Below are 25,876 nucleotides of genomic sequence, written 5' to 3' on the forward strand. Positions count from 1 at the left end.
CCCTATATCGGGCCAAGTCCACCGGAGAGCCATGATGAAGCGCCTGATCCCTGCCGTCCTTATTGCCGCCAGCGCTTTTGCTGCCGCTCCGGCACTTGCGCAGGACGCAGGACTTACCGATCCCGCTGGCGAACGGGTGAACCAGATTATCGTTTATGGCGACGATCCCTGCCCGCCGTCTGAAGGCAGCACGATTACCGTCTGCGCGCGCAAGGAAGAGGAAGAACGCTTCCGCATTCCCAAACCGTTTCGCGACAATCCCAATGCCTCGGTCAATCAGGCATGGAGCGAACGGGTGAAAGCCTATGAAACGGTGGGCGCGTTTGGCACCAATTCGTGTTCCGCCGTTGGGTCGGGTGGTGCGACAGGGTGCCTGGGTCGCCTGATCGATCGGGCCTATGCTGAAAAGCGCAACAGCCCGGACGTGCAATTCGGCAAAATGATCGAGGATGAACGCGAACGTCGTCTCAGCACGATCGACACCGATGCTGCTGCCGAACAGGGCCGCGTCGAACAGATCGAAAAGGAATACGAAGCCCGCCTGAAGCGCGAACGCGAACAGGCCGCTGATGCGGTTGTACCTGCGGTTCCGGGGCAGTCTGTTCCGGAGTGACCGGGCCGCTTAAGTCTTACGCCTTGTAAAGCGCGTCGACCCTCGCCCCGTACCGCTCCTTGATCTTGTGGCGGCGGATTTTCAGGCTGGGGGTCATTTCTTCGTTGTCGATGCTGAATGCTTCGTCCGCAAAGGTGAACTGGCGCACCTTTTCGATCACCGATACGTCCTTGTTCACCCGGTCAACCGCTGCGCGAATGGCGTTGCGGAAAGCGGGCAGGTCCTGCAGCGCCTTGAAATTGAAGTTCTCACCCTGCGCCTGCGCCCATTCCAGCGCCCATTCGGGATCGGGCACGATCAGCCCGACCAGATAGGGCCGCTTGTCTCCCGAAACCATTGCCTGCGCGATTTCGGGCTGAAGCGTCAGCATCCCTTCGATCTTCTGGGGGGATACGTTGTCACCCTTGTCGTTGACGATCATGTCCTTCTTGCGGTCGGTGATGACAATGCGCTGGCGGGCATCGAGATGGCCGATATCGCCGGTGTGCAGCCATCCTGCGTTCGGCCCGTCCTGCGGAATGGCACGCGCGGATTCGGCATCGTTTTGCCAATATCCGTGCATCACCAGTTCGCCGCGGACAAGGATTTCGCCGTCATCGGCAATCTTCACCTCGACGCCCTTCATCGCGGGGCCAACCGTGTCCATCTTCAGCCCGGCTTTGGGGCGGTTGCAGGAAATCACCGGTCCGGCTTCGGTCTGGCCATAACCTTGCAGCATGGTCAGACCCATCGCGTCGAAAAACACGCCAACATCAGGATTCAGCGGTGCACCGCCTGAAACCATCGCCTTCATCCGCCCGCCAAAGCGCGTGCGGATCTTGGGCCGCAGCGTGCGATCAAGGATCAGGTTCATCGGTGCATCAATCAGGCGGCCCTTGCCCGCCGCCTTGCGGCTGCCGATGGAAAGCGCGCGGTCCATCAGATAGTTGGCAACCTTCCCCTGCTTTTCCACCTGCTTCATGATGCGTGTGCGCAGCACTTCGAACAGGCGGGGAACCACCACCATCAGCGTCGGGCGCACTTCCTCGATGTTCGAGGCGAGCTTTTCCAGTCCTTCGGAGTAATAGATCTGGGCGCCCATGCCGATGGGCAGGAACTGGCCGCCAGTGTGTTCATAGGCGTGCGACAGCGGCAGGAACGACAAGAACACTTCCTCGTCCCAGCCGAAATCCTCGACCAGAATGGTGGCTGCGCCTTCGACATTGCACAGGATCGATCCGTGGTGCAGCCGCACGCCGCGCGGAGAACCGCCGGTGCCGCTGGTATAGATCAGGCAGGCAAGATCGGCGCGGCCCACGGTGGCCATGCGTGCGTCCACGGCGGCGCGGGCGGCCTTGGCATTCGGGGCGTCGCCGGTGAGCATCGCGTCCCAATCGTGGAACGAAAGTTTGCCCGCCTGCATCTGGCGCAGCGGTTCAATGCCAATCACATGTTCGACACACGGGGCCGACAGCGCGGCAGGCAGCAGCGGTTGCGCCAGTTTGCCGGTGGATACGATCACCGCACGCGCGCCGGAATTTTCAAGGATGTGCAAATGATCGCGCTGGGTATTGGTGATGTAGGTGGGCACGGTGACGAGTCCCGCCGCCATGATTGCCAGATCGGCAATCGCCCATTCCGGGCGGTTTTCCGCCACTAGCGCCACCCGGTCCCCCGGACTAAGGCCAAGGCCGCGTAACGATTGTGCCAGAAGGCACACCTGCCGCGCCGCTTCGGCCCAGGTCAGCGCTTGCCATTGCCCTTCACGCTTGGCCCACAGGAAAGGGGATTCCCCGCGCGCATCGGCGCGGTCAAGGAACATCGTAACAAGATTGGGAAAGCCTGCGAAATCGGAAATCTGCACGTCTGGTTCCTCGTCCCCGGCTTGATCGCCCGGCTTCATGTGGTTGCTTATGAACCTAGTGAGGCCTTGCCGTTACGGCAACCGGGGATGAAGGAACTGTCAGGGCGCGACCGCGGCCCCTTCGCTGCGTGGATCGGCCGCGCCGCGCCACTTGCCGTCCACCTTTTCAATGGCATTGGCTTTGAATGAAGGGGACCGGACAATGACTTTGGCATGGCCCAGCTGCACCAGCGCCGGAATCATCGCCTCCAGCGTGGTGCCCTTTTCCACGAACACCGTATTGCCGCCGGGCGCGAACAAGGTGGGCAGGGCAATGGCATCCCGCGCCGAAAGATTCCAGTCGATCACCCCGATGATGGCCTTGGCCACTTGCGCCGGAATCGTCGATCCGCCCGCTGCACCCACAGCAAGGCGCAAGGCGCCGTCAGGGCCATAGACAAGCGTCGGTGCCATCGAACTGCGCGGGCGTTTGCCGCCCGCCACGCGGTTGGCGGTGGGTTTGCCATCGCGGTCCGGCACGATGTTGAAGTCGGTCAATTCGTTGTTGAGGTAATAGCCGCCTACCATCAGGCCTGATCCAAACGGTCCTTCGACGGTGGATGTATAGCTGGCGGCATGGCCCCAGCGGTCCACCGTGACGAAATGGGTGGTGCCGTGTTCTTCCTGTGGCAGCGCGCGGCCAAAGGCCAGCTTGGCCCCGGCAGGCGTGCCGGGCAGGGCGCTGGCCATGGTCGTCCCATCGGAAATCAGGCTGGACCGTGCCGCCAGATAAGCAGGATCGACCAGCCCGGCCACCGGCACCGACACGAAATCGGCATCGGCCAGATACTGGTCACGATCAGCATAAGCCAGCCGCTGCGATTCGGCGATCAGGTGCCACGATACCGGGCTGGCCGGGCCAAGGGCCTTCATATCAAACCGTTCAAGCTGTTTCAGGATGGCGAAAACGGTGGTCGCGCCCGAACTGGGTGGCCCCATGCCGCACACCCGGAACTGCCGATACTGGCCGCACACTGGCGGGCGGGCGACAGCTTTGTAGGCAGCAATATCGGCCACCGACATCGGGGCCGGGTTCACAGGCGCAGTGCCGACCTTGGCGGCAAGGGTGGAAGCGTTGTCGCCGCCATAAAAGCCATCGGCCCCGCGCGCGGCAATCATTTCCAGCGTGGCTGCCAGCGCCGGATTACGGACCAGCGTGCCCACGGGCAGCGGCTGGCCGTCTGCGCCATAAAACAGTGCATGGCCCGCAGGATCGAGTGCGGCGGTGCGCGGAAAATTGGTCAACATCGCGTGCAGGCGCGGGGTAATGACAAACCCTTCGCTGGCCAGCCGGATTGCGGGCTGGAACAGCGTGCGCCACGACAGTTTACCCTGACGGTTGTGGGCCATGGCGGCAAGACGCAAGTTGCCCGGCACGCCCACGCTGCGCCCGCCTGGCACGGCTTCGGGATAGCTCAGCGGCTTGCCATCGCGATAGAACCACTGCGCATCGGCGGCCTTGGGCGCGGCTTCGCGGCCATCGAAAGTTTCCACTGTGCCTGCCGCATCGCCGGTAATCAGGAACCCGCCCCCGCCGATGCCGGAGCTTTGCGGTTCGACCACGCCCAGCGCCAGCATAGTAGCTATGGCTGCGTCGGTTGCGCTGCCGCCCAGCCGCAGCATCTGCGCACCTGCTTCTGCCGCGCGCGGATCAGCCGCCGAAACAAGACCGGGGCTGTCTGCCGAAACACCTTGCGCTGCCGAAGCAGCCTGTGACGGGGGGGCGACGACAGCGCTGGGCGGAGGGACGCAGGCGCCTGCCAGTGCGGTGGCGACCAGCGGGGCGATCTGGAAAACGCGAAATGACTTCATGCAGCCAAAGCTATTCGCTGCCGACCGCCTCGGCAATGGAGGTAAGGCCCGCTTCGCGCACCTTTCTTTCAAGCCCTGCAACAAGGGTGCGGGCAAGACCCGGCCCTTCATAGACCATCGCGCTGTAGATCTGGATCAGGCTGGCCCCGGCGCGGATGCGCGTCCAGGCGTCTTCCACGGTGGCGATTCCGCCCACGCCGATCAATGGTATTGCTCCGCCGCTGGCCTTGCGGAAATCGCGCAGGCGTTGCAGCGCCAGTTCGCGCAGCGGTTCTCCCGAAAGACCGCCAGCTTCGCTCGCGTGGCGCGATTGCAGCGGTGGGCGCGAAACCGTGGTGTTGGACACGATCAGCGCAGCCAGCTTCTTTTCCAGCGCGATCCGGCAGATGCCATCAATGTCGGACGCTTCAAGATCAGGGGCCAGCTTCAGGAAAATCGGCGTGGGCATCGAATCGCGCGCTTCGATAACGGCATCCAGCAAGGCCGACAGCGCACCTTCATCCTGAAGCGTGCGCAGGCCCGGGGTGTTAGGGGATGATATGTTGACGGTGATATACGATGCCAGCGGTGCCATCTGCCGGGTCATCTGGGCATAGTCAGCAATGCGATCGGGCGAATCCTTGTTCGCGCCGATGTTTACGCCGACAACGCCGGGCAGTCCGTGTGCGCCGGTTTCGCGCCGCCGCACCAGCCGACGGGTAACGGCCTGCGCACCTTCGTTGTTGAATCCCATACGGTTTATGACCGCGCGGTCTTCGGTCAGCCGAAACAGGCGTGGCTTGGGGTTGCCCTCCTGCGGCAGGGGAGTGACCGTGCCCACTTCAACAAAACCAAAGCCCATGCCCAGCATTGCATCAGGCACTTCAGCGTTTTTGTCGAAACCCGGTGCCATGCCGACCGGGTTGGGAAAGGCGATTCCGCCGACTCGCTGTGCCAGCGTGGGCGTTGGCGCCGCGCGGCCGTTGGTCTGGGAAAGACCAAGGCCCCTGATCGTCAGGCGATGGGCGGGTTCAGCCGGGATACGGAAGATGAGCGGGCGAAGTAGCGAATAAAGCGTCACGAGCAGGGAAGTTCCGGTTTGCAATCAATTGGAGGGGCAATTGGAGCTGGCAATCAGGTTTGGCGGGTGATGACAGCGCATGACCCGGTTCGACTAGACTCACTTTGCGCTGCCTCTCCGCCAGGGCCAAGCACGAACTTTTCGAATATGACGGCATTTGTAATCGATTTGGCCAGTTATGTTGCCGGATTGCCACCGATTTTGTCGAATCCATACAATTCAGTCTGCGGGCTAATGCGTAGGGAGGCTGTGCGACCCGAAGGGCTCGGTGCAGTGATGTATCGGGTTCTCGACTTAAGGGCGGCCAGTGACCCATGTGGTTTCGGCCGCCTTTTTTTCTGCCCGGTTTGCCTGTCCTCGCAAGCCCTTGTGCTGCCGGTTTGGTGCGCCTAGATAACCGGAGCGATTCGGTCTGATTTGTTTGGGCCACCTTTTCGGGACACTGCCGCCGATGCGACTTTCCAGCATGGCCGACTATGCCGTTGTCACGATGAGCGCGGCTGCGCGTCATTGCGGGCAGCAGCGCGTCTCGGCCCAGCAGCTTGCCGATGAAACTGGCCTGCCCGCGCCCACCGTGCAAAAACTGGTGAGCAAGCTTTCAGCGGCAGGCCTGCTCAAATCGGTGCGTGGCGCGCGCGGCGGGTTGAAACTGGCCCGCCCGGCTGCAGCCATCACTTTGGCCGATATCGTCGAGGCGGTCGAAGGCCCTATTGCGCTTACGCCCTGCAGCGCGCATGGGCGCCACGATTGCACGCTCGAAGGGGCGTGTTCCGTTCGTCCGCACTGGCCTGCGGTTGATGCCGCCCTGCGCGGCGCGCTGGCCGGCATTCCGCTTACCCAATTTTCCCGCCCGGCTGCATTTGCGGCCCCGCTGGCGGAGGCACTGGCATGACCGAACACGTCGAAACCGAAGTCGAAATCAAGGATCAGGCCGCGCGTGATGCCGCTGCGAAAGCGGCGGAATACGAACACGGCTGGTCGTCCGACATCGAGCAGGAATACGGGCCTAAGGGTCTGTCCGAAGATACCGTCCGCTATATCTCGGCCAAGAAGAACGAGCCGGAGTGGATGCTGGAATGGCGTCTGAAGGCCTATCGCCACTGGCTGACCATGCCCACGCCTGACTGGGCCAAGCTGAACGTGCCGCCGATCGATTATCAGGAAGCCTATTACTGGGCCGCGCCCAAGGCCAAGCCCAAGCTGGGCAGCCTTGATGAAGTCGATCCCGAAATCCTGCGCATCTATGAAAAGCTGGGCATTCCGCTGGAAGAGCAGAAGGTGCTGGCCGGCGTCGAAGGCGCGCGCAAGGTTGCGGTCGACGCGGTGTTTGACAGCGTTTCAGTGGCGACCACCTTCCGCAAGGAACTGGAAGCTGCGGGCGTCATCTTCCGCTCGATCTCCGAAGCGATCCGCGAATATCCCGATCTGGTGAAGAAGTGGCTGGGCAAGGTCGTGCCCATGCATGACAACTACTTTGCCACGTTGAACTGCGCGGTCTTTTCCGACGGCACTTTCGTGTACATCCCCGAAGGCGTGCGCTGCCCGATGGAGCTGTCCACCTATTTCCGCATCAACGCGGAAAACACCGGGCAGTTCGAACGCACCCTGATCGTGGCCGACAAGGGCGCTTATGTGTCCTACCTTGAAGGGTGCACCGCGCCGCAGCGCGACGAAAACCAGCTTCACGCCGCCGTCGTGGAACTGGTCGCGCTCGACGATGCCGAAATCAAGTATTCCACCGTGCAGAACTGGTATCCCGGCAACGCCGAGGGCCTCGGCGGCATCTATAACTTCGTGACAAAGCGCGCGCTGTGCCAGGGCGCGCGGTCGAAGGTGTCGTGGACGCAGGTGGAAACCGGCAGCGCGATTACGTGGAAGTATCCAAGCTGCGTGCTGAATGGTGAGGATTCGGTGGGCGAGTTCTACTCGGTCGCCGTCACCAACAATTACCAGCAGGCCGATACCGGCACCAAGATGATCCACAACGGCAAGGGGTCACGTTCGACCATCGTGTCGAAGGGTATTTCTGCGGGTAAATCGAACAATACCTATCGCGGCCTCGTCCGCGTTGCACCGCAGGCCGAAGGTGTGCGCAACTTTACCCAGTGCGACAGCCTGTTGCTGGGCAGCGAATGCGGTGCGCATACCGTGCCCTACATCGAAGTGCGCAACCCCAGCGCCACGATCGAACATGAAGCGACCACCAGCAAGATCAGCGACGATCAGCTGTTCTACGCCATGCAGCGCGGGCTGGATCAGGAAAGCGCCGTGGCGCTGATAGTCAACGGTTTTGCCCGCGAAGTGCTGCAACAGTTGCCCATGGAATTTGCCGTCGAGGCGCAGAAGCTGCTCGGCATCAGTCTTGAAGGATCGGTCGGTTGAAAAAGACCCTTACCCTGCGCCCCGTCAGTGAGCGCGCCGACGCGCCCAAGCTTCAGAAAAAGGGGCGCGGCTGGGCGATTTCCGGTTCGCGGCTCGATTCGATCCATGAGATGGCGCGTGAAATGCGGCGCGAGCCGGACGAATCGCACATGGCGCTGGCTGATGAACTGGCCAAGGAAGACTTGGGCAAATACAAGTTCAAGCGATACGCGGTAATCGGTTCTGCCATCGTCGATTTCGCCTGCCAGCCGCTGAAAATGGTGGTGGCGCTCGACCGGGGAGAAAACCCCGAAATCGAACGCCGTCGCGATGCCAGCCTTGTCGCTGTGGGCCTCAAGGTTATCCGTTATGACGCGGCAGAGGTGCTGGGCGATCCCGAAGGCGCAGGCCGTGCGGTTCTGGCCGCGATGAAGGCCCGCTACGAAGAACTGCGCGCAACCTCGCGCCCGCAATACCGCACGCATGCCCGTTCGCACGCTCGCCCGCAGCGTTCCGCGCGCGATTGAAAGTCAAAGACCCATGCTCAACATCGATAACCTTCAGGCCAATGTTGCCGACAAGCCGATCCTCAAGGGTCTGTCGCTCACCATCAATGCGGGCGAAATCCATGCGATCATGGGGCCGAACGGCGCGGGGAAATCCACGCTGGGCTATACGCTGGGGGGGCGTCCCGGTTACGAAGTGACCGGCGGCAGTGCAACGCTGGACGGGGCTGACCTGTTCGATATGGAACCGCATGAACGCGCGGCTGCGGGCCTGTTTCTGGGTTTCCAGTATCCGGTGGAAATCCCTGGCGTGTCGTTTGTGCAGTTCCTGCGCGAATCCGCCAATGCGCAGCGCAAAAGCCGTGGCGAAGCGCCGCTTTCGGGCGGGGAGTTCCTCAAGCTGGCCAAGGAAAAGGCCGGGCTGCTGCGCATGGACATGGACATGCTCAAACGCCCGGTGAACGTCGGCTTTTCAGGCGGCGAAAAGAAGCGCGCCGAAATGGTGCAGATGGGCATTCTCGATCCCAAGCTCGCCATTTTGGATGAAACCGATTCGGGCCTTGATATCGACGCATTGCGCATCTGCGGCGAAGGCATCAACGCCATCATGCGCAAGAGCGACAAGGCCGTCCTGCTCATCACCCATTACCAGCGTCTTCTGGACTATGTGAAACCCGATTTCGTCCATGTTCTGGCCGGTGGCCGCATCGTGAAAAGCGGCGGACCGGAACTGGCGCTGGAACTGGAAGAACACGGTTACGAGGCGGTGGCGGCGTGAGCGAAGCGCTGGTCCTTCCAACGCGCCGAGACGAGGCTTACCGCTATTCGGACATCGCCGCGCTTGAAGCGTTGTGGCCGATACCGGTGCAGGAAATCCGCGTCGCCGCAGGTGAACAGGGCGTGCTGGCGGTTGTGCTGGACGGTGCAAACGATGCTGCGCGCGACATGGCTATCGTGCTGGAGGACGGCGCGACGTTTGACCTGCGGCTGCTGAATGCGGGGCGTGCTTTTGGGCGAATCGCAGTGTCGGTCACGCTGGGCCGGGGGGCAAAGTTCCACCTTGGCGCGGCGCAAGTGGCAGGCGGCGGCCAAGTGGCTGAAATCGTGACCGAAGTCACCCATGCACAACCCGATGCCGTGTCATCGCAAGTGGTGCGCACGGTGCTGGCAGGCAAGGCCACAGGCACCTATCTGGGCCGCGTTGCTGTGGCGCGCGGGGCGAATGGCACCGATGGCGAACAATCGATCCGGGCCATGCTGCTGGATCGTACCGCGACGGCCAATGCCCGGCCCGAACTGGAAATCTATGCCGACGACGTAAAGTGCGCGCACGGCTGTGCCGTGGGTGAACTGGACGCGCAAGGCCTGTTCTACCTGCAATCGCGCGGGCTTCCTCCGGCAGAAGCCAAGAAACTGATGCTGCAGGCCTTCATTGCCGAAGCCTTTGTCGGTGCGGCTGATGAAGATGCGCTGACGCAGGCTGCGCTGACGGCGTTGGAGGCGGTGCTGTGAGCATCGACACGCTCACCCGCGATGCCACATGGCCCGGCCTGCTGAACCCTGACGGCAGCCGCTGGCACTATCTCGATACCGCCGCCACCGCGCAGAAGCCGCAGGTCGTGGTCGACGCGGTCACGCGGGCCATTGGCGCGGATTACGCCACGGTTCATCGCGGCGTTTATGCCCGTTCTGCCGACATGACGCTGGCGTTCGAAGCGGCACGGCGCAAGGTGGCCGGACTGCTCAATGCTGATGAAGGCGAAATCGTCTTCACGCGCGGCGCGACCGAAGCGATCAACCTAGTCGCGCAGACCTGGGGCCTTGCCAATCTCAAGGCCGGGGACCGCATCCTGCTGTCCACGCTGGAACACCATTCCAATATCGTGCCGTGGCAATTGCTGCGCGACCGGACCGGCGTTGAAATCGATGTTTGCCCGCTGACCGCTGATGGTCAGATTGATCTTGCTGCGGCGGAACGGATACTCACCCCGGCACACAAGCTGGTGGCGTTTGCCCACGTCTCGAACGTGCTGGGCAGTGTGCTTCACGTGAAACATGCGGTGGACCTTGCCCACGCGGTAGGCGCAAAGATTCTGCTCGATGGCTGTCAGGCTGTGCCGCGACTGAATGTGGACGTGAAGGCGCTGGGCGCCGACTTCTATGTATTCTCGGCGCACAAACTTTACGGCCCCACCGGCATCGGTGCGCTGTGGGTGCGGGCTGATATCCTTGATGCCATGCCGCCGTGGCAGGGCGGCGGGGCGATGATCGACCGCGTGACCTTTGAACGCACGACTTATGCCCCCGCACCGCAGCGGTTTGAAGCGGGAACGCCTGCCATTGTCGAGGCCATTGGTCTTGGCGCGGCAGTGGACTTTGTGCAGGGCGTCGGTCTTGACGTGATCCATGCCCATGAAGTTGCGCTGGTGGCCAAGGCGCGCGAAGCGCTGGGCGCGATGAACTCCATTCGCCTGTTCGGGCCGGAAGACAGCGCCGGGATTGTCAGCTTCGCGCTTGAAGGCGTGCATCCGCACGACCTTGGCACGATTCTGGACGAAGAAGGCGTGGCCATCCGCGCCGGGCATCACTGCGCCCAGCCCCTGATGGACCACCTTGGCGTTCCCGCCACGGCGCGCGCCAGCTTTGGCATTTACAGTAGTGAAGACGATATCGCCGCGCTGGTGCGTGGGATCGAAAGGACCAAGAGGATTTTCGGATGAGTGGTGAAGATCCCAAATTCGCCGTCGAAGAAGTGGAGGCGGTAAACGCCCCGCGCCGCGCCCGTGTGGATGACATTCCTGAACCTGCCGAGGAAACTGCGGCAGCAAAGCTTGAGCGCAAGCGCGACTATCTGGAAGGCTTCCTTGCCGCCAAGCCCGAAGGCTTGGGTGCGGGTGAGCCGGGCGGCGATATCTACGAAGGTGTTATCACCGCGCTGAAAGAGATTTTCGACCCGGAAATCCCGGTCAACATCTATGACCTGGGCCTGATCTATGGCGTCGACGTTTCGGACGATGCCCACGTCATGGTCACCATGACGCTGACCACGCCGCATTGCCCGGTGGCCGAATCCATGCCCGGCGAAGTCGAGCTGCGCGTTTCCGCCGTTCCCGGCGTGCGCGAAGCCGAAGTAGCGCTGGTCTGGGATCCCCCATGGGATCCGCAGAAGATGAGCGATGAAGCCAAGCTTGAACTGGGCATGTTGTAACGGCAGTCGGCCACCCTACATCCGCTTCACACGAACGGAAATTTGCAATGACTGAAGTGAAAGCCCGCCGCCCTCGTCCCGCTGCCGTGATCCTCACGGCCAGCGCCGAAGCGCGCGTCGCACATCTGATGGGCGCCGCGCCCCAAGATGCCATCGGCGTAAAGCTGTCCACTCCACGCCGGGGCTGTTCGGGGCTTGCCTATTCGGTCGATTACGTCACGCAGGCCAACCCGATGGATGAAAAGATCGAAACGCCGGGCGGCCTTTTCTTCATCGACAGCGCATCGGTGCTATACCTGATCGGCAGCACCATGGACTGGCAGGAAGATGACTTCACCGCCGGTTTCGTGTTCCAGAACCCCAATGCCAAGGGTTCCTGCGGCTGCGGCGAAAGCTTTACGGTTTAATCGTCTTTACGTTCAATCCTTGCCGTCCAGAAAGCGGAGCAGCGCTTCGTCCAGTTCGTCCAAGGTATCGTTGGCATCGATTTGGGCGTTGAGCCAAAGCTGTTCGGCATCGTTCACCGTATGGTCGCGCGCTGCTTCGCCCGCAATATCGCGCTGCGATTCTTGGCGGCCTAAGGCGACTTCCTGCAAAGCCTGCGCAAACTGGGTGCCATTGGTGCGACCCATCCGCGTCAACACACGCCCGATGTTGCTCGACCGGTCATTCATGAAGGTTTCAAGCTGGCTGGCGCGTTCGCGGGTCAGCCCTTTTGCGCCGTTCCAGCCCTGAAGGTGGTTGCCCACGCCCTGCACGAACAGGCGCGGCCATTCAGGCGCATTGGCTGCGCCGAGCGTAGCATCCTTGAGGCGATAGAGCATTTCGGCTTCGGCCCGGCTGACCCCTGCAGGACGGTCCCCGCCTGAGGCAAAGATCGTGCGGCGTATCAGCGCGCATTCGGCGGACGTAATCGATCCACGCTCCAGCGAACCGCCACAACGGGTTGGCCCTTCACCGCTCAACACTTCGCGTTCAATCTGTTCCAGCACGAAAACGCGCAGCGCATCGGGCGCAGACAGCGCCTTTTCCAGCACGCGAACCAGCAGTTCCAGTTCGGTCAGGCTGCCAACCTTGCCGTCATGCTCCACCCGTTCGATCAGCCAGTGCGCATTGTCTTCCGACACGTGGCCGCGCGGCTGCGTGCCGTTGACGGTGAATTCGACCAGCGCCTCGATGAAGAAATCACTCCATTCGACGGTGGGTGCGGTGATCTGGTCGTTAAGGATAAAGATCGCCTCGGCCTCTTCCGGATCGATCCGGCCATCGGGCCAGGCGGCGCGGCGCAGGGCCAGCATCTCGTCGGCAGAAATCGCGCCATTTTTGGCGGTCTGCGCGGCAAGCGCGCGGAAATGCAAGGTCATCGTTTTCCGGTCCCCAGAGTCGTCCTCTGAAGGCGGGTTTAAGGAAAAGCGCTTAATTTGCGGTTATCAGGCATTGGGCCGGCTGGGCATGAACGCGGATTGCCCGTTCATGCCCGCCCGACGCAGGACGCTTATCGCAGATCCGGCGCCATCGCTTCACCCTTCAACAGGGCGATGGCTTCGTCCAGCGGCATGACCTTCTGGTGCTGCTCGCCCAGAATGCGGATCGCCACGGTGCCTTCCTCGGCCTCGCGCTTGCCCACCACCAGCAGGTAAGGAACCTTCTGCAGCGAATGTTCGCGGACCTTGTAGTTGATCTTTTCGTTGCGCAGGTCGGTCTCGGCGCGGATGCCCGCCGCCTTCAACCTAGCCAGTGCATCCCTGGCATAATCGTCCGCATCCGAAACGATGGTCGCCACCACCGCCTGCACCGGCGAGAGCCACACGGGCAGACGGCCTGCAAAGTGCTCGATCAAAATGCCGATGAAGCGTTCGTAGGAGCCGAAGATCGCGCGGTGCAGCATAACCGGGCGGTGCTTTTCGCCATCTTCGCCAATATAGCTGGCATCCAGACGGTCGGGCAGCACGCGGTCGGACTGAATCGTGCCCACCTGCCAGGTACGGCCAATCGCGTCGGTCAGGTGCCATTCCAGCTTGGGCGCATAAAACGCGCCTTCGCCAGGCAGTTCTTCCCAGCCGTATTCTTCAGTAGCGAGGCCTGCGCGCACCACGGCATCGCGCAATTCACGCTCGGCCATGTCCCACATCTCTTCAGTGCCGAAGCGCTTTTCAGGGCGCAGCGCCAGCTTGATCGAATAGGTAAAGCCAAAGTGCTTGTACACGCGGTCGGCCAGTTCGCAGAAGGCCTGCACTTCGGCCACGATCTGGTCTTCGCGGCAGAAGATGTGCGCGTCATCCTGCGTGAACTGGCGCACGCGCATCAGCCCATGCAGCGCGCCGTGCGGTTCGTTGCGGTGGCAGCAGCCGTTTTCATAGATGCGCAGCGGCAGGTCGCGATAGGATTTGATGCCTTGGCGGAAGATCAGGACGTGTGCCGGGCAATTCATCGGCTTCAGGGCCATCCAGTCGGCCTCACCCGAAATCACCGGGCCTTCATCGTCCACGTTCGGCACTTCGTCGGGGATCACGAACATGTTCTCGCGATACTTGCCCCAGTGCCCGGACTGTTCCCACTGGCGCGCGTCCATCACCTGTGGGGTCTTCACCTCGCGATAGCCCGCACCATCGATGGCGCGGCGCATATAGGCTTCCAGCTCGCGCCAGATTATATAGCCCTTGGGGTGCCAGAACACGCTGCCGTGGGCTTCAGCCTGCAAGTGGAACAGGTCCATCTCGCCGCCCAGCTTGCGGTGGTCGCGCCGCGCAGCTTCTTCCAGCCGGGTCAGGTGGGCATCAAGCTGCTTCTTGTTCAGCCAGCCGGTGCCATAGATGCGGCTAAGCATCGCGTTTTTCTGGTCGCCGCGCCAATACGCGCCCGAAACGCGCGTCAGCTTGAACGCCTGCGCGTCCAGTTTGCCGGTGCTGGGCAAGTGCGGGCCGCGGCACATATCCAGCCAGTCGTCCCCGCTCCAGTACACGGTCAGCGGTTCATCGCCCGGCAGTTCGGCGGCCCATTCGGCCTTGAAGCTTTCGCCTTGCTGCTTCCACCGGCTGATAAGCTGTTCGCGGCTCCACTCTTCGCGGCGCAGCGGCTTGTTGGCGGCAATGATCTTGCGCATTTCCGCCTCGATGGCAGGCAGATCTTCGTCGGTAAACGGGCGGTCCTTTGGCGCGAAGTCGTAATAGAACCCGTCGTCGGTGCTGGGACCGAACGTGATCTGCGTGCCCGGAAACAGCGCCTGTACCGCTTCGGCCAGAATGTGGGCGAAGTCGTGCCGGGCAAGGTCCAGCGCTTCGGCCTCGTCCTTTGCGGTCACCAGCGCCAGTTGCGCGTCGGCGGTGAACGGGCGAGACAGGTCCACCAGTTCGCCGTCCACTTTCGCGGCCAGCGCCGCCTTGAACAGGCCGGGGCCGATTGCGGCGGCGATGTCCGCCGGAGTGCTGCCGGGCGCAACTTCTCGCACGGAACCGTCGGGCAGGGTGATCTTCAGCAACTCGGACATGCGGCACTCTCTAGCATTTGGCTGGCAGGGCTTTGGCACAGTACCGTCGCCGCCGAAAGGGTGCGCATCGTGGTAATTTGATCGGTTCAGGAGGCGATGCGCGCGTCCACCCGAACCGGGCGGCGGCATCGCGGCAGGCCTTAGCCCGGCAGCGACCGCCCCCGGCTCGCGGGGGTAGTGGTCGTAGTGGTCGGTGTGGTGCGCTGCGCCATGATGAACGGCTTCTAGCGGCGATTCGCGGCGGAGTCATTACGCCTCTTTCATCAAGCAGACTTTGCACAATGACAATGATGCTTGACATTGCAAGTCGAATGGTCAAGTAAGCTTGTCATCAGATCAAGGAGGCTTGACCAATGTCCGTCAATGTAAAGAATCCGGCTGTTCGCCGTTACACCCTGCGGTTGCTGGCGTTGATGACCGCCTATATCCTGCTGCTCATCTTCGCGAAGTGGATGTTCAAGCGCGGGCTGGCCGAGGGCGCGCTGGGTTATGTGCTGGCGTTGTTGCCTGCGTTGCCGATCATCGGTGTGTTCTGGGCGGTGATGCGTCTGCTGGTGGAACAGACCGATGAATATCTGCGGATGCTGATGGTGCGCCAATGCCTGTTCGCCACAGGTTTTGCGCTGGTGGTCACCACCATCCGCGAATGGCTGCAGAACTTTGACATGATCCCTGCGGGCGATCACGGCTTTGGCGCGGCGTTCTTCTGGTTTGCCGGTCTTGGCCTTGGCGCGCTGTTCAACAAGCTGACCGTGGGCGATTCCGGCTTTGACGGGGGCTGCAAGTGAAAAACCGCCTCAAAGTCCTGCGTGCCGAACGCGACTGGAGCCAGGCTGATCTTGCCGAAAAGCTGGAGGTCAGCCGCCAGTCGGTGAACGCCATCGAAACCGGCAAATATGACCCGTCGCTCCCGCTCGCTTTCCGCATCGCCGACCTGTTCGGCCTGCCGATCGAAGCTATTTTCCAAAAAGGCGAATGACCATGTGTTTTGGCAAACACGTTCGCAACTTCGGGATGTGGACCGCGCTGGCCGTCGGCATCACGGCGGCCTCAATGTCGGCCAGCAAGAAGCAGGATGTGCAACATCACACGGCGAAGGCCGATACCGTGCGCCCGCGCGTCTCGCTCACCCTTCCGCTCAACTGAACTTGCCCCGCCCGCCGTGGCAGGCCATGATGGGAAAATGACTGATATTTCGCGCTTTACCCTGCCTTCGGGCCAGCAGATGGCCTATCGCTTTGCCCCTGGCGCGCTTCCCGCCGTGGTGTTCCTGCCGGGCTATATGTCCGATATGGAGGGCGGAAAGGCGCAGGCCACGCTGCAATGGGCCAAGGCGCAGGGCCGGGCCTGCCTGCTGCTGGACTATACCGGCTGCGGGTTGAGCGACGGGGCCTTTGCCGATGGCAGTCTGTCGCAATGGCGGGACGAGGTTGCCGCCCTGATCGACCATCTGGAACTGGCTTCGGTCCAGCTTGTCGGGTCCAGCATGGGCGGCTGGCTGATGCTGCTGATCGTGGAAAAGCTGGGGGACCGGGCCAAGGCGATGGTCGGCCTTGCCCCCGCGCCGGACTTTACCGAATGGGGTTTCTCCCAGTCGCAGCGCATCGAACTGGCAGCGGGCCGCACGATCTTTGAAGACAATCCCTATGGCCCGGAACCCACGCCTACCCACGCGCGGTTCTGGTCCGATGGCGAACGGCACAAACGGCTGGGGGCAGAGATCGCTTTCGATGGCCCGGTGCGGCTGTTGCACGGGCAGGCAGACCCTGATGTGCCCTGGGAAGTCTCGCTTAAACTTGCCCGTGCGCTGCGTTCAGCCGATGTGCAGGTCCACCTTATCAAGGACGGTGACCATCGCCTGTCGCGCGATCAGGATATTGCCCTGCTGCTGCGCGAACTGGCCGGACTGCATGAAGGATAAGCCGCATGATCGATCTGCCCGCGCCCCCGTTCGCCGTTGAAATGGCGCAGGACGCCGCGCTGATGCAGATTGGTCCTGGCACCATGCCCATGCGCCCATCTGATCTGCCGATCCCGCGCAAGCGCAAACAGGCCGAAACTGATGCGGCGGCGGGGCTTGTGCGTCCTGACCTGCCCGAACGTGACCGGCTGGCCGAATGTCTGGCCAAGGCCGCCAGCAATCCTGACGCCGCCATGGTCGAAGTGCAGACCTGGCTGGCCGAAAGCCGTGACACCGGCCAACAGGTGCGCGCCAACCAGTGTCTGGGCATGTTGCGCGCCAATGCAGGCGACTTTGACGGCGCGCAGGAAGCCTTTTCCCAAGCCATCGTTGGCGTGCCCAAGGAACAGGAAGTGGGCGCGGTGCCGCTGATGGCGATGGCGGGCAATGCGGCGCTGGCGGGCGGCAAGGCCGAAGTGGCGCTGGGCTGGTTCGACCGTGCGCTGGCCGTGACAGGGTATGCCGACAATGCCGCGCTGGGGGCGGTGCAGGCGGACCGTTCGCGCGCGCTGGTGGCGCTGGGGCGCATGGCCGAAGCAGGTGGCGCATTGGATGAGGCGCACCGGCTTGCGCCCGAAGATCCGGAAGGCTGGCTGCTGTCAGCCACGCTTGCGCGGCGGCAGGATGAGCTGGATCGTGCCCAGCGCGATATTGAAATCGCAGCGAAATACGCCCCGCGCGATCCGCAGGTCGGGCTGGAAGCGGGCGTGATCGCGGTTCTGGGCGGGCGCGATGATGCGGCGCGCAAGTCGTGGGAATCGGTTGTTGCGGCTGATCCTGATGGTCCGGCAGGAAAGGTTGCAAAGGGCTACCTTGAACAGTTGGGTCCGGCCCCTACATTGGTGGCTCCTGTAAAACCTGAGAAGCCAGCCCCATGAAACTTTCCGTCCTCGATCTGGTCAGTGTGGTTGAGGGCGGGACGGTGAGGGAGGCGCTGGATAATTCCGCCGCCGCTGCAAAAGTGGCGGAGGAATGCGGGTATCAGCGCTATTGGGTGGCCGAACATCACGGAATGGAAGGCATTGCCAGCGCGGCTGTGGCGGTAACGCTGGCGCATATCGGGCAGGCGACGTCGACTATCCGCATCGGTTCGGGTGGGATCATGCTGCCCAACCATAGCCCCCTTGTTATTGCTGAACAATTTGGCACGCTGGACGCGCTGTTTCCGGGGCGGATCGACCTTGGCCTTGGCCGTGCGCCGGGGGCGGACCAGCGCATTGTGCGGGCTTTGCGCAAGGATACCAACCGCGCGGCCGAAGATTTTCCGAGCGACGTGGTGGAATTGCAGATGCAGTTTGCAGGCGATCCGCGGGTGCCGTTGCAGGCCGTTCCGGGCAAGGGCGCGGCGCCGCAATTGTGGATTCTGGGTTCCAGCCTGTTCGGTGCGCAGTTGGCCGCGATGCTGGGCCTGCCTTATGCCTTCGCATCCCACTTTGCGCCCGATCACCTTGATTCTGCGTTGAAAATGTATCGCGAACGGTTCCAGCCATCGGCGCAATTGGACGCGCCCTATTGCGCGGCGGCGATCAATGTCGTGGCGGCGGACAGCGATGAAGAGGGGCAGCTTCTGGCATCGTCGATGGATCAGGGTTTTGTCGCGCTGCGCACCGGAAATCCGGGCAAATTGAAGCCGCCGGTACCGGGGTATCGCGATAGTCTGCCCGGCCCTGCGCTGGCCATGCTGGAGCATGTGCGGCAGGTGAGCACGGCGGGGACGGTGGCGACCGTGCGTGATGGCCTGGCCGCATTTGCCGAGCGGACCGGCGTGGACGAAGTTATTGTTGCAGCATCACTTTTCGATCAGGAAGCGCGCCGAAAATCGCTGCGGTTGACCGCGCAGGCGGCTCGCGAACTGGCATGACCTGAACGACACCTAAAGCGACACAAACCTGTGCGAACGTCCGCTGGGCACACCCGGCAGCACTTTTACGCGCGCCGAGAGTTCACAACGGCGAGTTAAGCTGACGAGGGCGCTGAACCGGACTTGTCCATGGCGCATGGCTGGATTAGCATCTGTATAAATGATACAAGAACGTATTCGATAATTACAAAAGAGGGAAACTTTCCCTCGTGCATGGAGAGCCGGGAAAACGCTATGGCGTCAACGACCGCAACCACCACGTCCGCCGCCGATGCCGTGGCGGCACCCCCTTCCGACCAGCTTTCGCTTGCCTTGGCAGAGCGCTTTGCCGCCGCGCTGCTGCCCGATGAAGCGCGCGATTTCGATCCGGTGCGACTGGCCGAAGCGGCGCGCTTTGTCACAGCCGCAGCCGCGGTGCGCAAGGGCAGCGATCCGGCGATCACGATGGAAAGCGTCAGCGGATCGGAAAGCGGCGGGCGGCACCTGCGGATTGCGGTGGTGAACGATGACATGCCGTTTCTGGTCGATTCGATTGCGTCGACCATGACTGCACAAGGCCTGACCATTGACCGGCTGGTGCATCCCGTGGTGGCGGTGCGCCGCGATGCCGAGGGACGGTTGAGCGAATTTCCCGCAGGTGACGCTGCGGGTGAGCGGCGCGAATCCATCGTCTATCTGGAAACTGAACGCGCCGATGCGCGCCAGCGCCGGGTGCTGCTGGGCGCGCTGGAGGAAACGCTGGCCGATGTGCGGGCGGCGGTGGCCGACTGGTCGCAGATGCAGGCGGCGATGCGCGATGATGCCGCCACGCTGGCCGACCCGGAGGGTGCAGCGCTGCTGCGCTGGCTGGCCGACGGCATGTTGACGCAACTGGGCTGTGTGGTGCGCCACCGCGACGGTACGCAGGAGCGACCGTTGGGCGTGTGCCGGACCAGTGCGCCGGAATTGATGGCCGACGCTTCGTTCGAACGCGCATTCCGCTGGTTTGAAGCTGGCGGTGCCGGGGGCGAAGGCCGTGCGCCGCTGATCGTCAAGGCCAACCACATTGCCAATGTCCATCGCCGCGTGCCGCTGGACCTGTTCATCGTGCCGCGCATGGAAGGCGGACAGGTGGTGGCGCTGTCGGTTCATGCCGGGGTGTGGACCAGTGCCGCGCTGGCCGCCACACCTGACCGTGTGCCGCGTTTGCGCACCCAGCTTGCGGCATTGATGGACAAGTTCGGCTTTTCGCCCAACGGCCATGCCGGAAAGGCACTGGTCCATGCGATGACCGCGCTGCCGCACGACCTGCTTATCAGCTTTGCCGATGCCGATCTGGAACGGGTGGCGACCGCGATGATGAGCCTGGTGGATCGGCCCCGCCCGCGTCTGGCGCTGGTGGAAGCGCCTTTGGCGCGCCACCTGTTCGCCTTTGTCTGGTTGCCGCGCGATGCGCTGTCCACGCAGGTACGGCTGGCAATCCGCGACATGCTGGAAGCGGCGGCGGGCGCGCAAGTGCTGGACTGGGCCTTGCAGGTGGAAGGCAGCACGCTGGCCATGCTGCGCTTTGTGCTGGACGTGCGCGAACGCGATGCGCGCGCGGATGAGGATGCGCTGGACCTGCAATTGCAAGCCATGGTGCGCGGCTGGACAGGCGCGGTGGAAGTGGAGCTGGCGGCATCGGAAGAACCATCGCGCGCCGCTGCCATTGCTGCGCGTTATGCCGATGCGTTTCCGCTGGCCTATCGCACCGGGTCCGGCCCGGCCGAGGCTGCGCGCGACATTGCCGTATTGCGCACGCTGAGCGGTGCCCGCGCGCCAAAGCGGGCGGTGCGGCTTTATCGTCAGCCGCATGAAGCGGCACTGCGGTTGAAGCTGTATCAGCGCGAAGGCGCGATCGTGCTGTCCGATGCCGTGCCGGTGCTGGAAAACTTCGGCTTCCGCGTGCTGGAAGAAGTGCCCACTCCGCTGAACAAGGGCAAGCTGGGCTATATCCATGATTTTCTGGTGTCGCACCCGGCGGACAGCAGCGTGGAAGATCTGCTGGCGCGCAGCGCCACCATTGAACAATCGCTGGCCGCCGTGCTGAACGGCGGGGCAGAGGACGATGCGTTCAACCGGTTGATCGTGGCCACTGGGCTGACGGCGATTGAGGCCAACTGGCTGCGCGCGTTCTATCGTTATCTGCGGCAGGCGGGCATGACGTTTGGTATTGGCACCGCGGTTGATGCCTTGAAGAACGCGCCTGAAGTGACGCGCGGATTGGTGGATGCCTTTGCCGTGCGCCATGATCCTGCGCAGGATACAGACCGCGAGACAGCCTTTGCCGCAGCGGAAGAGCGGATCAAGACTGGGCTGGCAGGGGTTGCCGCGATCAACGATGACCGGTTGCTGCGCAGTTTCCGCGCGCTGGTGACCGCAATTTTGCGTACCAATGCCTTTGCCTCGGCAGCGGCGGAAGCGCTGGCATTCAAGATTGATTCCAGCCTTGTACCGGGCCTGCCCAAGCCGGTGCCATGGCGTGAAATTTTCGTCTATTCGCCGCGTGTGGAAGGCATTCACTTGCGCGCCGGGCCGGTGGCCCGCGGGGGCCTGCGCTGGTCTGACCGGCGTGACGATTTCCGCACCGAAGTACTTGGCCTGATGAAAGCGCAGCGCGTGAAGAACGCGGTGATCGTGCCGACCGGGGCCAAGGGCGGGTTTTATCCCAAGCAGTTGCCCGACCCTGTAAAGGACCGCGAAGGCTGGCTGGCCGAGGGCAAGGCCAGCTATCAGGTGTTTATCCGCACGCTGCTGTCGCTGACCGACAATATCGTGGACGGCAACGTGGTGCATCCGGCGCGGGTTGTGGTGCGCGATGGGGATGACCCCTATTTCGTGGTGGCGGCGGACAAGGGCACGGCGACGTTCTCTGACGTGGCCAATGCGATCGCCGAATCGAAGGACTTCTGGCTGGACGATGCTTTCGCCAGCGGTGGGTCGAAGGGATACGACCACAAGGCGATGGGCATTACCGCGCGCGGGGCATGGCTTTCCGTGCGGCGGCATTTCCTGGAAATGGGCGTCGATGTGCAGACGCAGCCGGTTCGCGTGGCAGGTTGCGGCGATATGTCGGGCGACGTGTTCGGCAACGGCATGTTGCTGTCCAAGGCGCTGAAGCTGGTCGCGGCGTTTGACCACCGCCACATCTTCTTTGACCCCGATCCCGATCCGGCAAAAAGCTGGGACGAACGCGCGCGCATGTTCGCGCTGCCGCGGTCCAGCTGGGAGGATTATGACAAGAGCCTGATTTCCGAGGGCGGCGGGGTGTTCCCGCGTTCGATGAAGGCCATTCCATTGTCGCCACAAGTGCAGGCCATGCTGGGCACCGATGCGGTCGAGATGGACCCCGAATCGCTGATTTCGGCCATCCTTCGGGCAGAGGTAGACCTGCTGTGGTTTGGCGGCATCGGGACATATGTAAAGGCCAGCGGCCAGAACAATATCGATGTGGGCGACCCGGCGAATGACGGTTTGCGGGTTTCGGCCAACGAACTGCGGGTAAAGGTGATTGGCGAAGGTGCGAACCTTGGCACGACACAGGCCGCGCGCATTGAATTTGCGCTGCATGGTGGGGCGATCAACACCGACTTCATCGACAATTCGGCGGGCGTCGATTGTTCGGACAATGAAGTGAACATCAAGATCGCGCTGGCGGCGGCCAAACGGGCAGGTAAGTTGACCGAAGAGGCGCGCGTCGAACTGCTGGCCGAAATGACCGACGAGGTGGCGCATCTGGTGCTGGAGGATAACCGGCTTCAGGCGCTGGCGCTGTCCATCGGCGGGCGCGGCGGGGCGGATTCGATGCCGGCATGGTCGCGCCTGATCGACGTGCTGGAAGAAGGCGGCGATCTGGACCGCAAGACCGAAGGGCTGGCAGGGGCGGAAGACCTTGCCCGGCGCGCGGCAGCGGGACAGGGGCTGACCCGGCCCGAACTGGCAGTGCTGCTGTCGAGCAGCAAGCTGGTGCTGCAGCGCGAACTGGAAGAAAGCGCGGTGGTGGACGATCCTGTTCTGGAAGAAGAACTGATCGCCGCGTTCCCGGCGCAGATGCGCGAGGCGTTCGAGACCGAGATTACGCATCACCGGCTGCGGCGTGAAATCATCGCCACCAAGCTGGCCAACCGCATCATCAACCGGCTGGGTCCGGTGCATCCGTTTGAACTGTGCGAGGAAGAAGGCTGTTCGCTGGCGCAAGTGGCGGCGGCGTTTGTGGCGGCGGAGCGGTTGCTGGATTTGCGCGCGACCTGGGCCTTGCTGGACGAAGCGGTGATGCCCGAACAGTTGCGGCTGGGGCTGTTTGAACGTGTGGCGCGGGGCTTGCGCGGGCATATTGCCGATGTGCTGCGCGCCGGGCGCGGATCGGTGCAGCCCGATGCGCTGATCGAAGACCTGTTCGGCGGGGTGGCGCTGTTGTCGCATACGGCGGCGCAATTGCTGCGCGGTGAAGCGCAGGCGCAGGCCAAGGTCATGGCCGACGAACTGGCGGCGGCGGGCGTTCCGGCAGAAATCGCGGCGCGGCTGGTGCATCTGTATGACATGGACGGAGCCATTGGCCTTGCCCATCTGGCGGGCGAATTGAACGTCGATGCGGGCGCGCTGACCGGGGCCTTTGCCGATCTGGGTGCGGCGCTGGGGCTGGACTGGGCGCAGCAGGTGGCGCGGCGGATGAACCCCTCCGACCCGTGGGAGCGGCTGCTGGTGGCGGGCCTTGCGCGCGATTTCCAGCAGATGCGGCTGGACTTTCTGGCGCGGTCGCGCGGGGACAAGCCCGATGCCTTTGTCGCGCAATGGCTTGAGGTCAATGCGCCTGCGGTGCGGCAGTTCCGCAGCCTGGTGAACCGGGCGCAGGCGGCGGCCAATGTCGGCCCGGCCATGCTGGCGCAAGTGGCCAGTCAGGCACGGACACTGCTGGCGCGGTGAATTTGCGGGGACAGGTTGGTGCGGGCGTGCAGTTTCTGTATATGCCCGAACATAGCTTGCACCGGAGTCCCCATGAAAGCCCTGTTTCGCGCGTTGTTGCTGATGCTGCTGGCCATGGCGGGGGCTGGTCCTGCCACGGCGCAGGGGCGCGGGCCGCTGGTGCTGGCGGCGGCGAGTATGCAGGAAGCCTTGACCGATGCGGCGGACCGCTGGGCGGCGCTGAAGCATCTGCGCCCGGTGCTGTCGTTCGCCGCATCATCCGCACTGGCGCGTCAGGTTGAGGCCGGGGCGAAGGCGGATCTGTTCATTTCGGCTGACGAGGAATGGATGGACTACGTTCAGGCCAAGGGCTTGCTTCGGGCGAACACGCGCGCGCGGCTGGCGGGCAATGCGCTGGTGCTGATCGCGCGCAAGGATAGCCGGGTGGCGCTGAACGTTGGGGCCGGGTTTCCGCTGGCGCGGGCGCTGGGCGGCGGGCGGCTGGCCATGGCTGATCCGGCGGCAGTTCCGGCAGGGCGTTATGGCCGCGATGCGCTGATGAAACTGGGCGTGTGGGACGGTGTTGCGGGCAAGGTGGCTGCGGCGGAAAACGTGCGCGCGGCGATGGCGCTGGTGGAGCGCGGGGCCGCGCCGCTGGGCATCGTCTATGCCACCGATGCGCGGGCTTCCGCGCGAGTGCGGGTGGTGGGTGTGTTTCCGGCTGCGTCCCATGCGCCGATCACTTATCCGGTGGCGCTGCTGAAAGCGTCTGCCGATCCGCAGGCCGAGGCGTTCCGGCGGTTTCTGATCGGGCGTGAAGGGCGGGCCATTCTGGCGCGGCGCGGGTTCACCGTTCGCTGATGGCGCTGATCGGGCCAGAGGAATGGGAGGTCGTGAGCCTTTCGCTGAAAGTCAGCGCCGTGGCGGTGGGTGGGTGCCTGCCGCTGGCCTTCGCGCTGGCGTGGGTGCTGGCGCGCGGGCGGTTTCATGGCAAAGTTCTGCTGGATGCGCTGGTACATCTGCCGCTGGTGCTGCCGCCGGTGGTGACCGGGTGGATGCTACTGCTGGCCTTCGGGCCTGAAGGGCCTGCGGGGCGCTGGCTGGAGCAGGGGCTGGGGCTGACCTTCATGTTCCGCTGGACCGGGGCTGCGCTGGCCGCAGCGGTCATGGCGCTGCCGCTGATGGTGCGCGCGATGCGGCTGTCGATAGAGGCGGTGGATCTGCGGCTGGAAGCAGCGGCGATGACGCTGGGCGCATCGCGCTGGCGAGTGTTCCGCACGGTGACGCTGCCGCTGGCGCTGCCGGGCGTGGTGGCGGGCGCGGTGCTGGGCTTTGCACGGTCGCTGGGCGAATTTGGCGCGACGATTACGTTCGTATCCAACATTCCGGGTGAGACGCGCACGCTGCCGATTGCGATCTACAGCGCTTTGCAGGTGCCGGGGGCCGAGGGACAGGTTACGCGGCTGGCGGTGATATCGGTGCTGCTGTCGCTGGGCGCGCTGGTGGTGTCCGAAATGCTGGCGCGGCGTGCGGGGAGAGCGGCGCATGTCCTTTGAAGTGCGTGTGGCGCGCAAGCTGGGCGATGCTGAGGTTGCGGTGGACTTTGCCGCCAGTGATGGGCTGACCGCGCTGTGGGGACCATCGGGTGCGGGCAAGACGTCTGTGCTGAACATGGTGGCGGGGCTGTTGAAGCCTGATGCCGGGCGCATTGCGGTGGGCGGGCAGGTGCTGTTTGATGCCGATGCGGGCATTGACGTGCCGGTGCAGGACCGGCGCGCGGGCTATGTCTTTCAGGACGGGCGGCTGTTTCCGCATCTGCGGGTGCGCGATAACCTGATCTATGGCGCGGATCGCGCGGGCGAAGGCGCGCTGATGGGGCTGGACGAGGCCGCCGCGTTTCTGGGCATCGGGCATTTGCTTGAGCGCTGGCCGCGTTCGCTTTCAGGTGGAGAGGCGCAGCGGGTGGCGATAGGGCGGGCGCTGCTGTCAGGCCCGCGTTTTTTGTTGATGGACGAACCGCTGGCCGCGCTGGACCGCGCGCGGCGTGAGGAAGTGCTGCGCGTGATCGAGCGGTTGCGCGACGAGGTGCGCCTGCCGATCCTGTATGTCAGCCATGACCGCGCAGAGGTGGAGCGGCTGGCGGGGATGATTGTGGAGATCTGAAGCCGCATGCGTGACTTCAGACGGCACCGGCCATGAGAGCCGG

Annotated in this window: 24 protein-coding genes; 19 read left to right on the top strand and 5 right to left on the bottom strand. The window is 63.4% G+C overall.

What is annotated here, in order from left to right:
• The first annotated feature begins 31 nt into the window (after window positions 1-31).
• Window positions 32-613 carry a hypothetical protein gene (locus OVA07_RS05165; protein WP_268170400.1) on the top strand — a complete coding sequence of 194 codons (582 nt, stop codon included), beginning with the start codon at window positions 32-34 and terminating at the stop codon, window positions 611-613.
• A gap of 16 nt (window positions 614-629) precedes the next feature.
• Here OVA07_RS05165 and OVA07_RS05170 read toward each other — a convergent pair whose 3' ends face one another.
• Genes OVA07_RS05170 through OVA07_RS05180 form a run of 3 tightly spaced genes read right to left on the bottom strand, consistent with a single transcriptional unit; the run spans window position 630 to window position 5,367 of the window.
• Window positions 630-2,495, bottom strand: coding sequence for an AMP-dependent synthetase/ligase (locus OVA07_RS05170; protein ID WP_442789617.1), 1,866 nt, complete (start codon window positions 2,493-2,495; stop codon window positions 630-632).
• A gap of 60 nt (window positions 2,496-2,555) precedes the next feature.
• Window positions 2,556-4,307: a gamma-glutamyltransferase gene (gene ggt / locus OVA07_RS05175; protein ID WP_268170401.1), complete on the bottom strand. Its 1,752-nt coding sequence runs from the start codon at window positions 4,305-4,307 to the stop codon at window positions 2,556-2,558.
• 10 nt (window positions 4,308-4,317) lie between these two features.
• The gene (locus tag OVA07_RS05180; protein ID WP_268170402.1) at window positions 4,318-5,367 is read right to left on the bottom strand and encodes a quinone-dependent dihydroorotate dehydrogenase; all 1,050 of its coding nucleotides are present in this window, start codon (window positions 5,365-5,367) and stop codon (window positions 4,318-4,320) included.
• 451 nt (window positions 5,368-5,818) lie between these two features.
• On the opposite strand from OVA07_RS05180, the gene OVA07_RS05185 reads away from it, so the two are divergent.
• From OVA07_RS05185 to OVA07_RS05220, 8 genes are read left to right on the top strand one after another with little or no spacing between them, the layout of a single operon-like run.
• Entirely contained in the window at window positions 5,819-6,259 is a 441-nt protein-coding gene (locus OVA07_RS05185; protein WP_268170403.1) for an SUF system Fe-S cluster assembly regulator, read from the top strand.
• A complete protein-coding gene (gene sufB, locus OVA07_RS05190) occupies window positions 6,256-7,749 on the top strand; it encodes a Fe-S cluster assembly protein SufB (RefSeq protein WP_268170404.1) in 1,494 nt (497 codons plus the stop codon). Before OVA07_RS05185 ends, sufB begins: the two co-directional genes overlap by 4 nt.
• Entirely contained in the window at window positions 7,746-8,255 is a 510-nt protein-coding gene (locus OVA07_RS05195; protein ID WP_268170405.1) for an endonuclease domain-containing protein, read from the top strand. The genes sufB and OVA07_RS05195 overlap by 4 nt, the downstream gene beginning before the upstream one ends.
• A 13-nt stretch (window positions 8,256-8,268) precedes the next feature.
• A complete protein-coding gene (sufC, locus tag OVA07_RS05200) occupies window positions 8,269-9,012 on the top strand; it encodes a Fe-S cluster assembly ATPase SufC (protein WP_268170406.1) in 744 nt (247 codons plus the stop codon).
• Window positions 9,009-9,746 carry a SufD family Fe-S cluster assembly protein gene (locus OVA07_RS05205; protein ID WP_268170407.1) on the top strand — a complete coding sequence of 246 codons (738 nt, stop codon included), beginning with the start codon at window positions 9,009-9,011 and terminating at the stop codon, window positions 9,744-9,746. The genes sufC and OVA07_RS05205 overlap by 4 nt, the downstream gene beginning before the upstream one ends.
• Window positions 9,743-10,954: a cysteine desulfurase gene (locus OVA07_RS05210; RefSeq protein WP_442789618.1), complete on the top strand. Its 1,212-nt coding sequence runs from the start codon at window positions 9,743-9,745 to the stop codon at window positions 10,952-10,954. Before OVA07_RS05205 ends, OVA07_RS05210 begins: the two co-directional genes overlap by 4 nt.
• Entirely contained in the window at window positions 10,951-11,442 is a 492-nt protein-coding gene (locus OVA07_RS05215) for an SUF system Fe-S cluster assembly protein (protein WP_268170408.1), read from the top strand. The genes OVA07_RS05210 and OVA07_RS05215 overlap by 4 nt, the downstream gene beginning before the upstream one ends.
• Before the next feature lie 47 nt (window positions 11,443-11,489).
• Entirely contained in the window at window positions 11,490-11,849 is a 360-nt protein-coding gene (locus OVA07_RS05220; RefSeq protein WP_268170410.1) for a HesB/IscA family protein, read from the top strand.
• 12 nt (window positions 11,850-11,861) lie between these two features.
• Here OVA07_RS05220 and OVA07_RS05225 read toward each other — a convergent pair whose 3' ends face one another.
• Together OVA07_RS05225 and thrS are read right to left on the bottom strand one after the other, a co-directional pair.
• Window positions 11,862-12,806, bottom strand: a complete 945-nt coding sequence (locus OVA07_RS05225) for a hypothetical protein (RefSeq protein ID WP_268170411.1) — start codon at window positions 12,804-12,806, stop codon at window positions 11,862-11,864.
• 131 nt (window positions 12,807-12,937) lie between these two features.
• Entirely contained in the window at window positions 12,938-14,929 is a 1,992-nt protein-coding gene (gene thrS / locus OVA07_RS05230) for a threonine--tRNA ligase (protein WP_268170412.1), read from the bottom strand.
• A gap of 353 nt (window positions 14,930-15,282) precedes the next feature.
• On the opposite strand from thrS, the gene OVA07_RS05235 reads away from it, so the two are divergent.
• The 10 genes from OVA07_RS05235 to OVA07_RS05280 all read left to right on the top strand — a co-directional run bounded on the left by OVA07_RS05235 (window position 15,283) and on the right by OVA07_RS05280 (window position 25,833).
• Window positions 15,283-15,717: a hypothetical protein gene (locus OVA07_RS05235; RefSeq protein ID WP_268170413.1), complete on the top strand. Its 435-nt coding sequence runs from the start codon at window positions 15,283-15,285 to the stop codon at window positions 15,715-15,717.
• A complete protein-coding gene (locus OVA07_RS05240) occupies window positions 15,714-15,908 on the top strand; it encodes a helix-turn-helix transcriptional regulator (protein WP_268170414.1) in 195 nt (64 codons plus the stop codon). The genes OVA07_RS05235 and OVA07_RS05240 overlap by 4 nt, the downstream gene beginning before the upstream one ends.
• Complete coding sequence (locus OVA07_RS05245; RefSeq protein WP_268170415.1) at window positions 15,905-16,075, top strand: hypothetical protein; 171 nt, start codon at window positions 15,905-15,907, stop codon at window positions 16,073-16,075. The genes OVA07_RS05240 and OVA07_RS05245 overlap by 4 nt, the downstream gene beginning before the upstream one ends.
• A gap of 37 nt (window positions 16,076-16,112) precedes the next feature.
• Window positions 16,113-16,850 carry an alpha/beta fold hydrolase gene (locus OVA07_RS05250; protein ID WP_268170416.1) on the top strand — a complete coding sequence of 246 codons (738 nt, stop codon included), beginning with the start codon at window positions 16,113-16,115 and terminating at the stop codon, window positions 16,848-16,850.
• A 5-nt stretch (window positions 16,851-16,855) separates the two neighbouring features.
• Window positions 16,856-17,767 (top strand): tetratricopeptide repeat protein, encoded by a 912-nt coding sequence (locus OVA07_RS05255; protein ID WP_268170417.1) that lies wholly within the window; start codon window positions 16,856-16,858, stop codon window positions 17,765-17,767.
• A complete protein-coding gene (locus tag OVA07_RS05260) occupies window positions 17,764-18,750 on the top strand; it encodes an LLM class flavin-dependent oxidoreductase (protein ID WP_268170418.1) in 987 nt (328 codons plus the stop codon). Before OVA07_RS05255 ends, OVA07_RS05260 begins: the two co-directional genes overlap by 4 nt.
• Before the next feature lie 234 nt (window positions 18,751-18,984).
• Window positions 18,985-23,691 (top strand): NAD-glutamate dehydrogenase, encoded by a 4,707-nt coding sequence (locus tag OVA07_RS05265; protein WP_268170419.1) that lies wholly within the window; start codon window positions 18,985-18,987, stop codon window positions 23,689-23,691.
• Window positions 23,692-23,763: 72 nt separating this feature from the next.
• Window positions 23,764-24,531 (top strand): molybdate ABC transporter substrate-binding protein, encoded by a 768-nt coding sequence (modA, locus tag OVA07_RS05270; RefSeq protein WP_268170420.1) that lies wholly within the window; start codon window positions 23,764-23,766, stop codon window positions 24,529-24,531.
• Window positions 24,531-25,226: a molybdate ABC transporter permease subunit gene (gene modB / locus OVA07_RS05275; protein WP_268170422.1), complete on the top strand. Its 696-nt coding sequence runs from the start codon at window positions 24,531-24,533 to the stop codon at window positions 25,224-25,226. Before modA ends, modB begins: the two co-directional genes overlap by 1 nt.
• On the top strand, window positions 25,216-25,833 hold the full coding sequence (locus OVA07_RS05280; RefSeq protein WP_268170423.1) for an ATP-binding cassette domain-containing protein: 618 nt from the start codon (window positions 25,216-25,218) through the stop codon (window positions 25,831-25,833). Before modB ends, OVA07_RS05280 begins: the two co-directional genes overlap by 11 nt.
• The last annotated feature ends 43 nt before the right edge of the window (window positions 25,834-25,876 follow it).

The organism is Novosphingobium sp. SL115, assembly GCF_026672515.1.
GTDB lineage: Bacteria > Pseudomonadota > Alphaproteobacteria > Sphingomonadales > Sphingomonadaceae > Novosphingobium.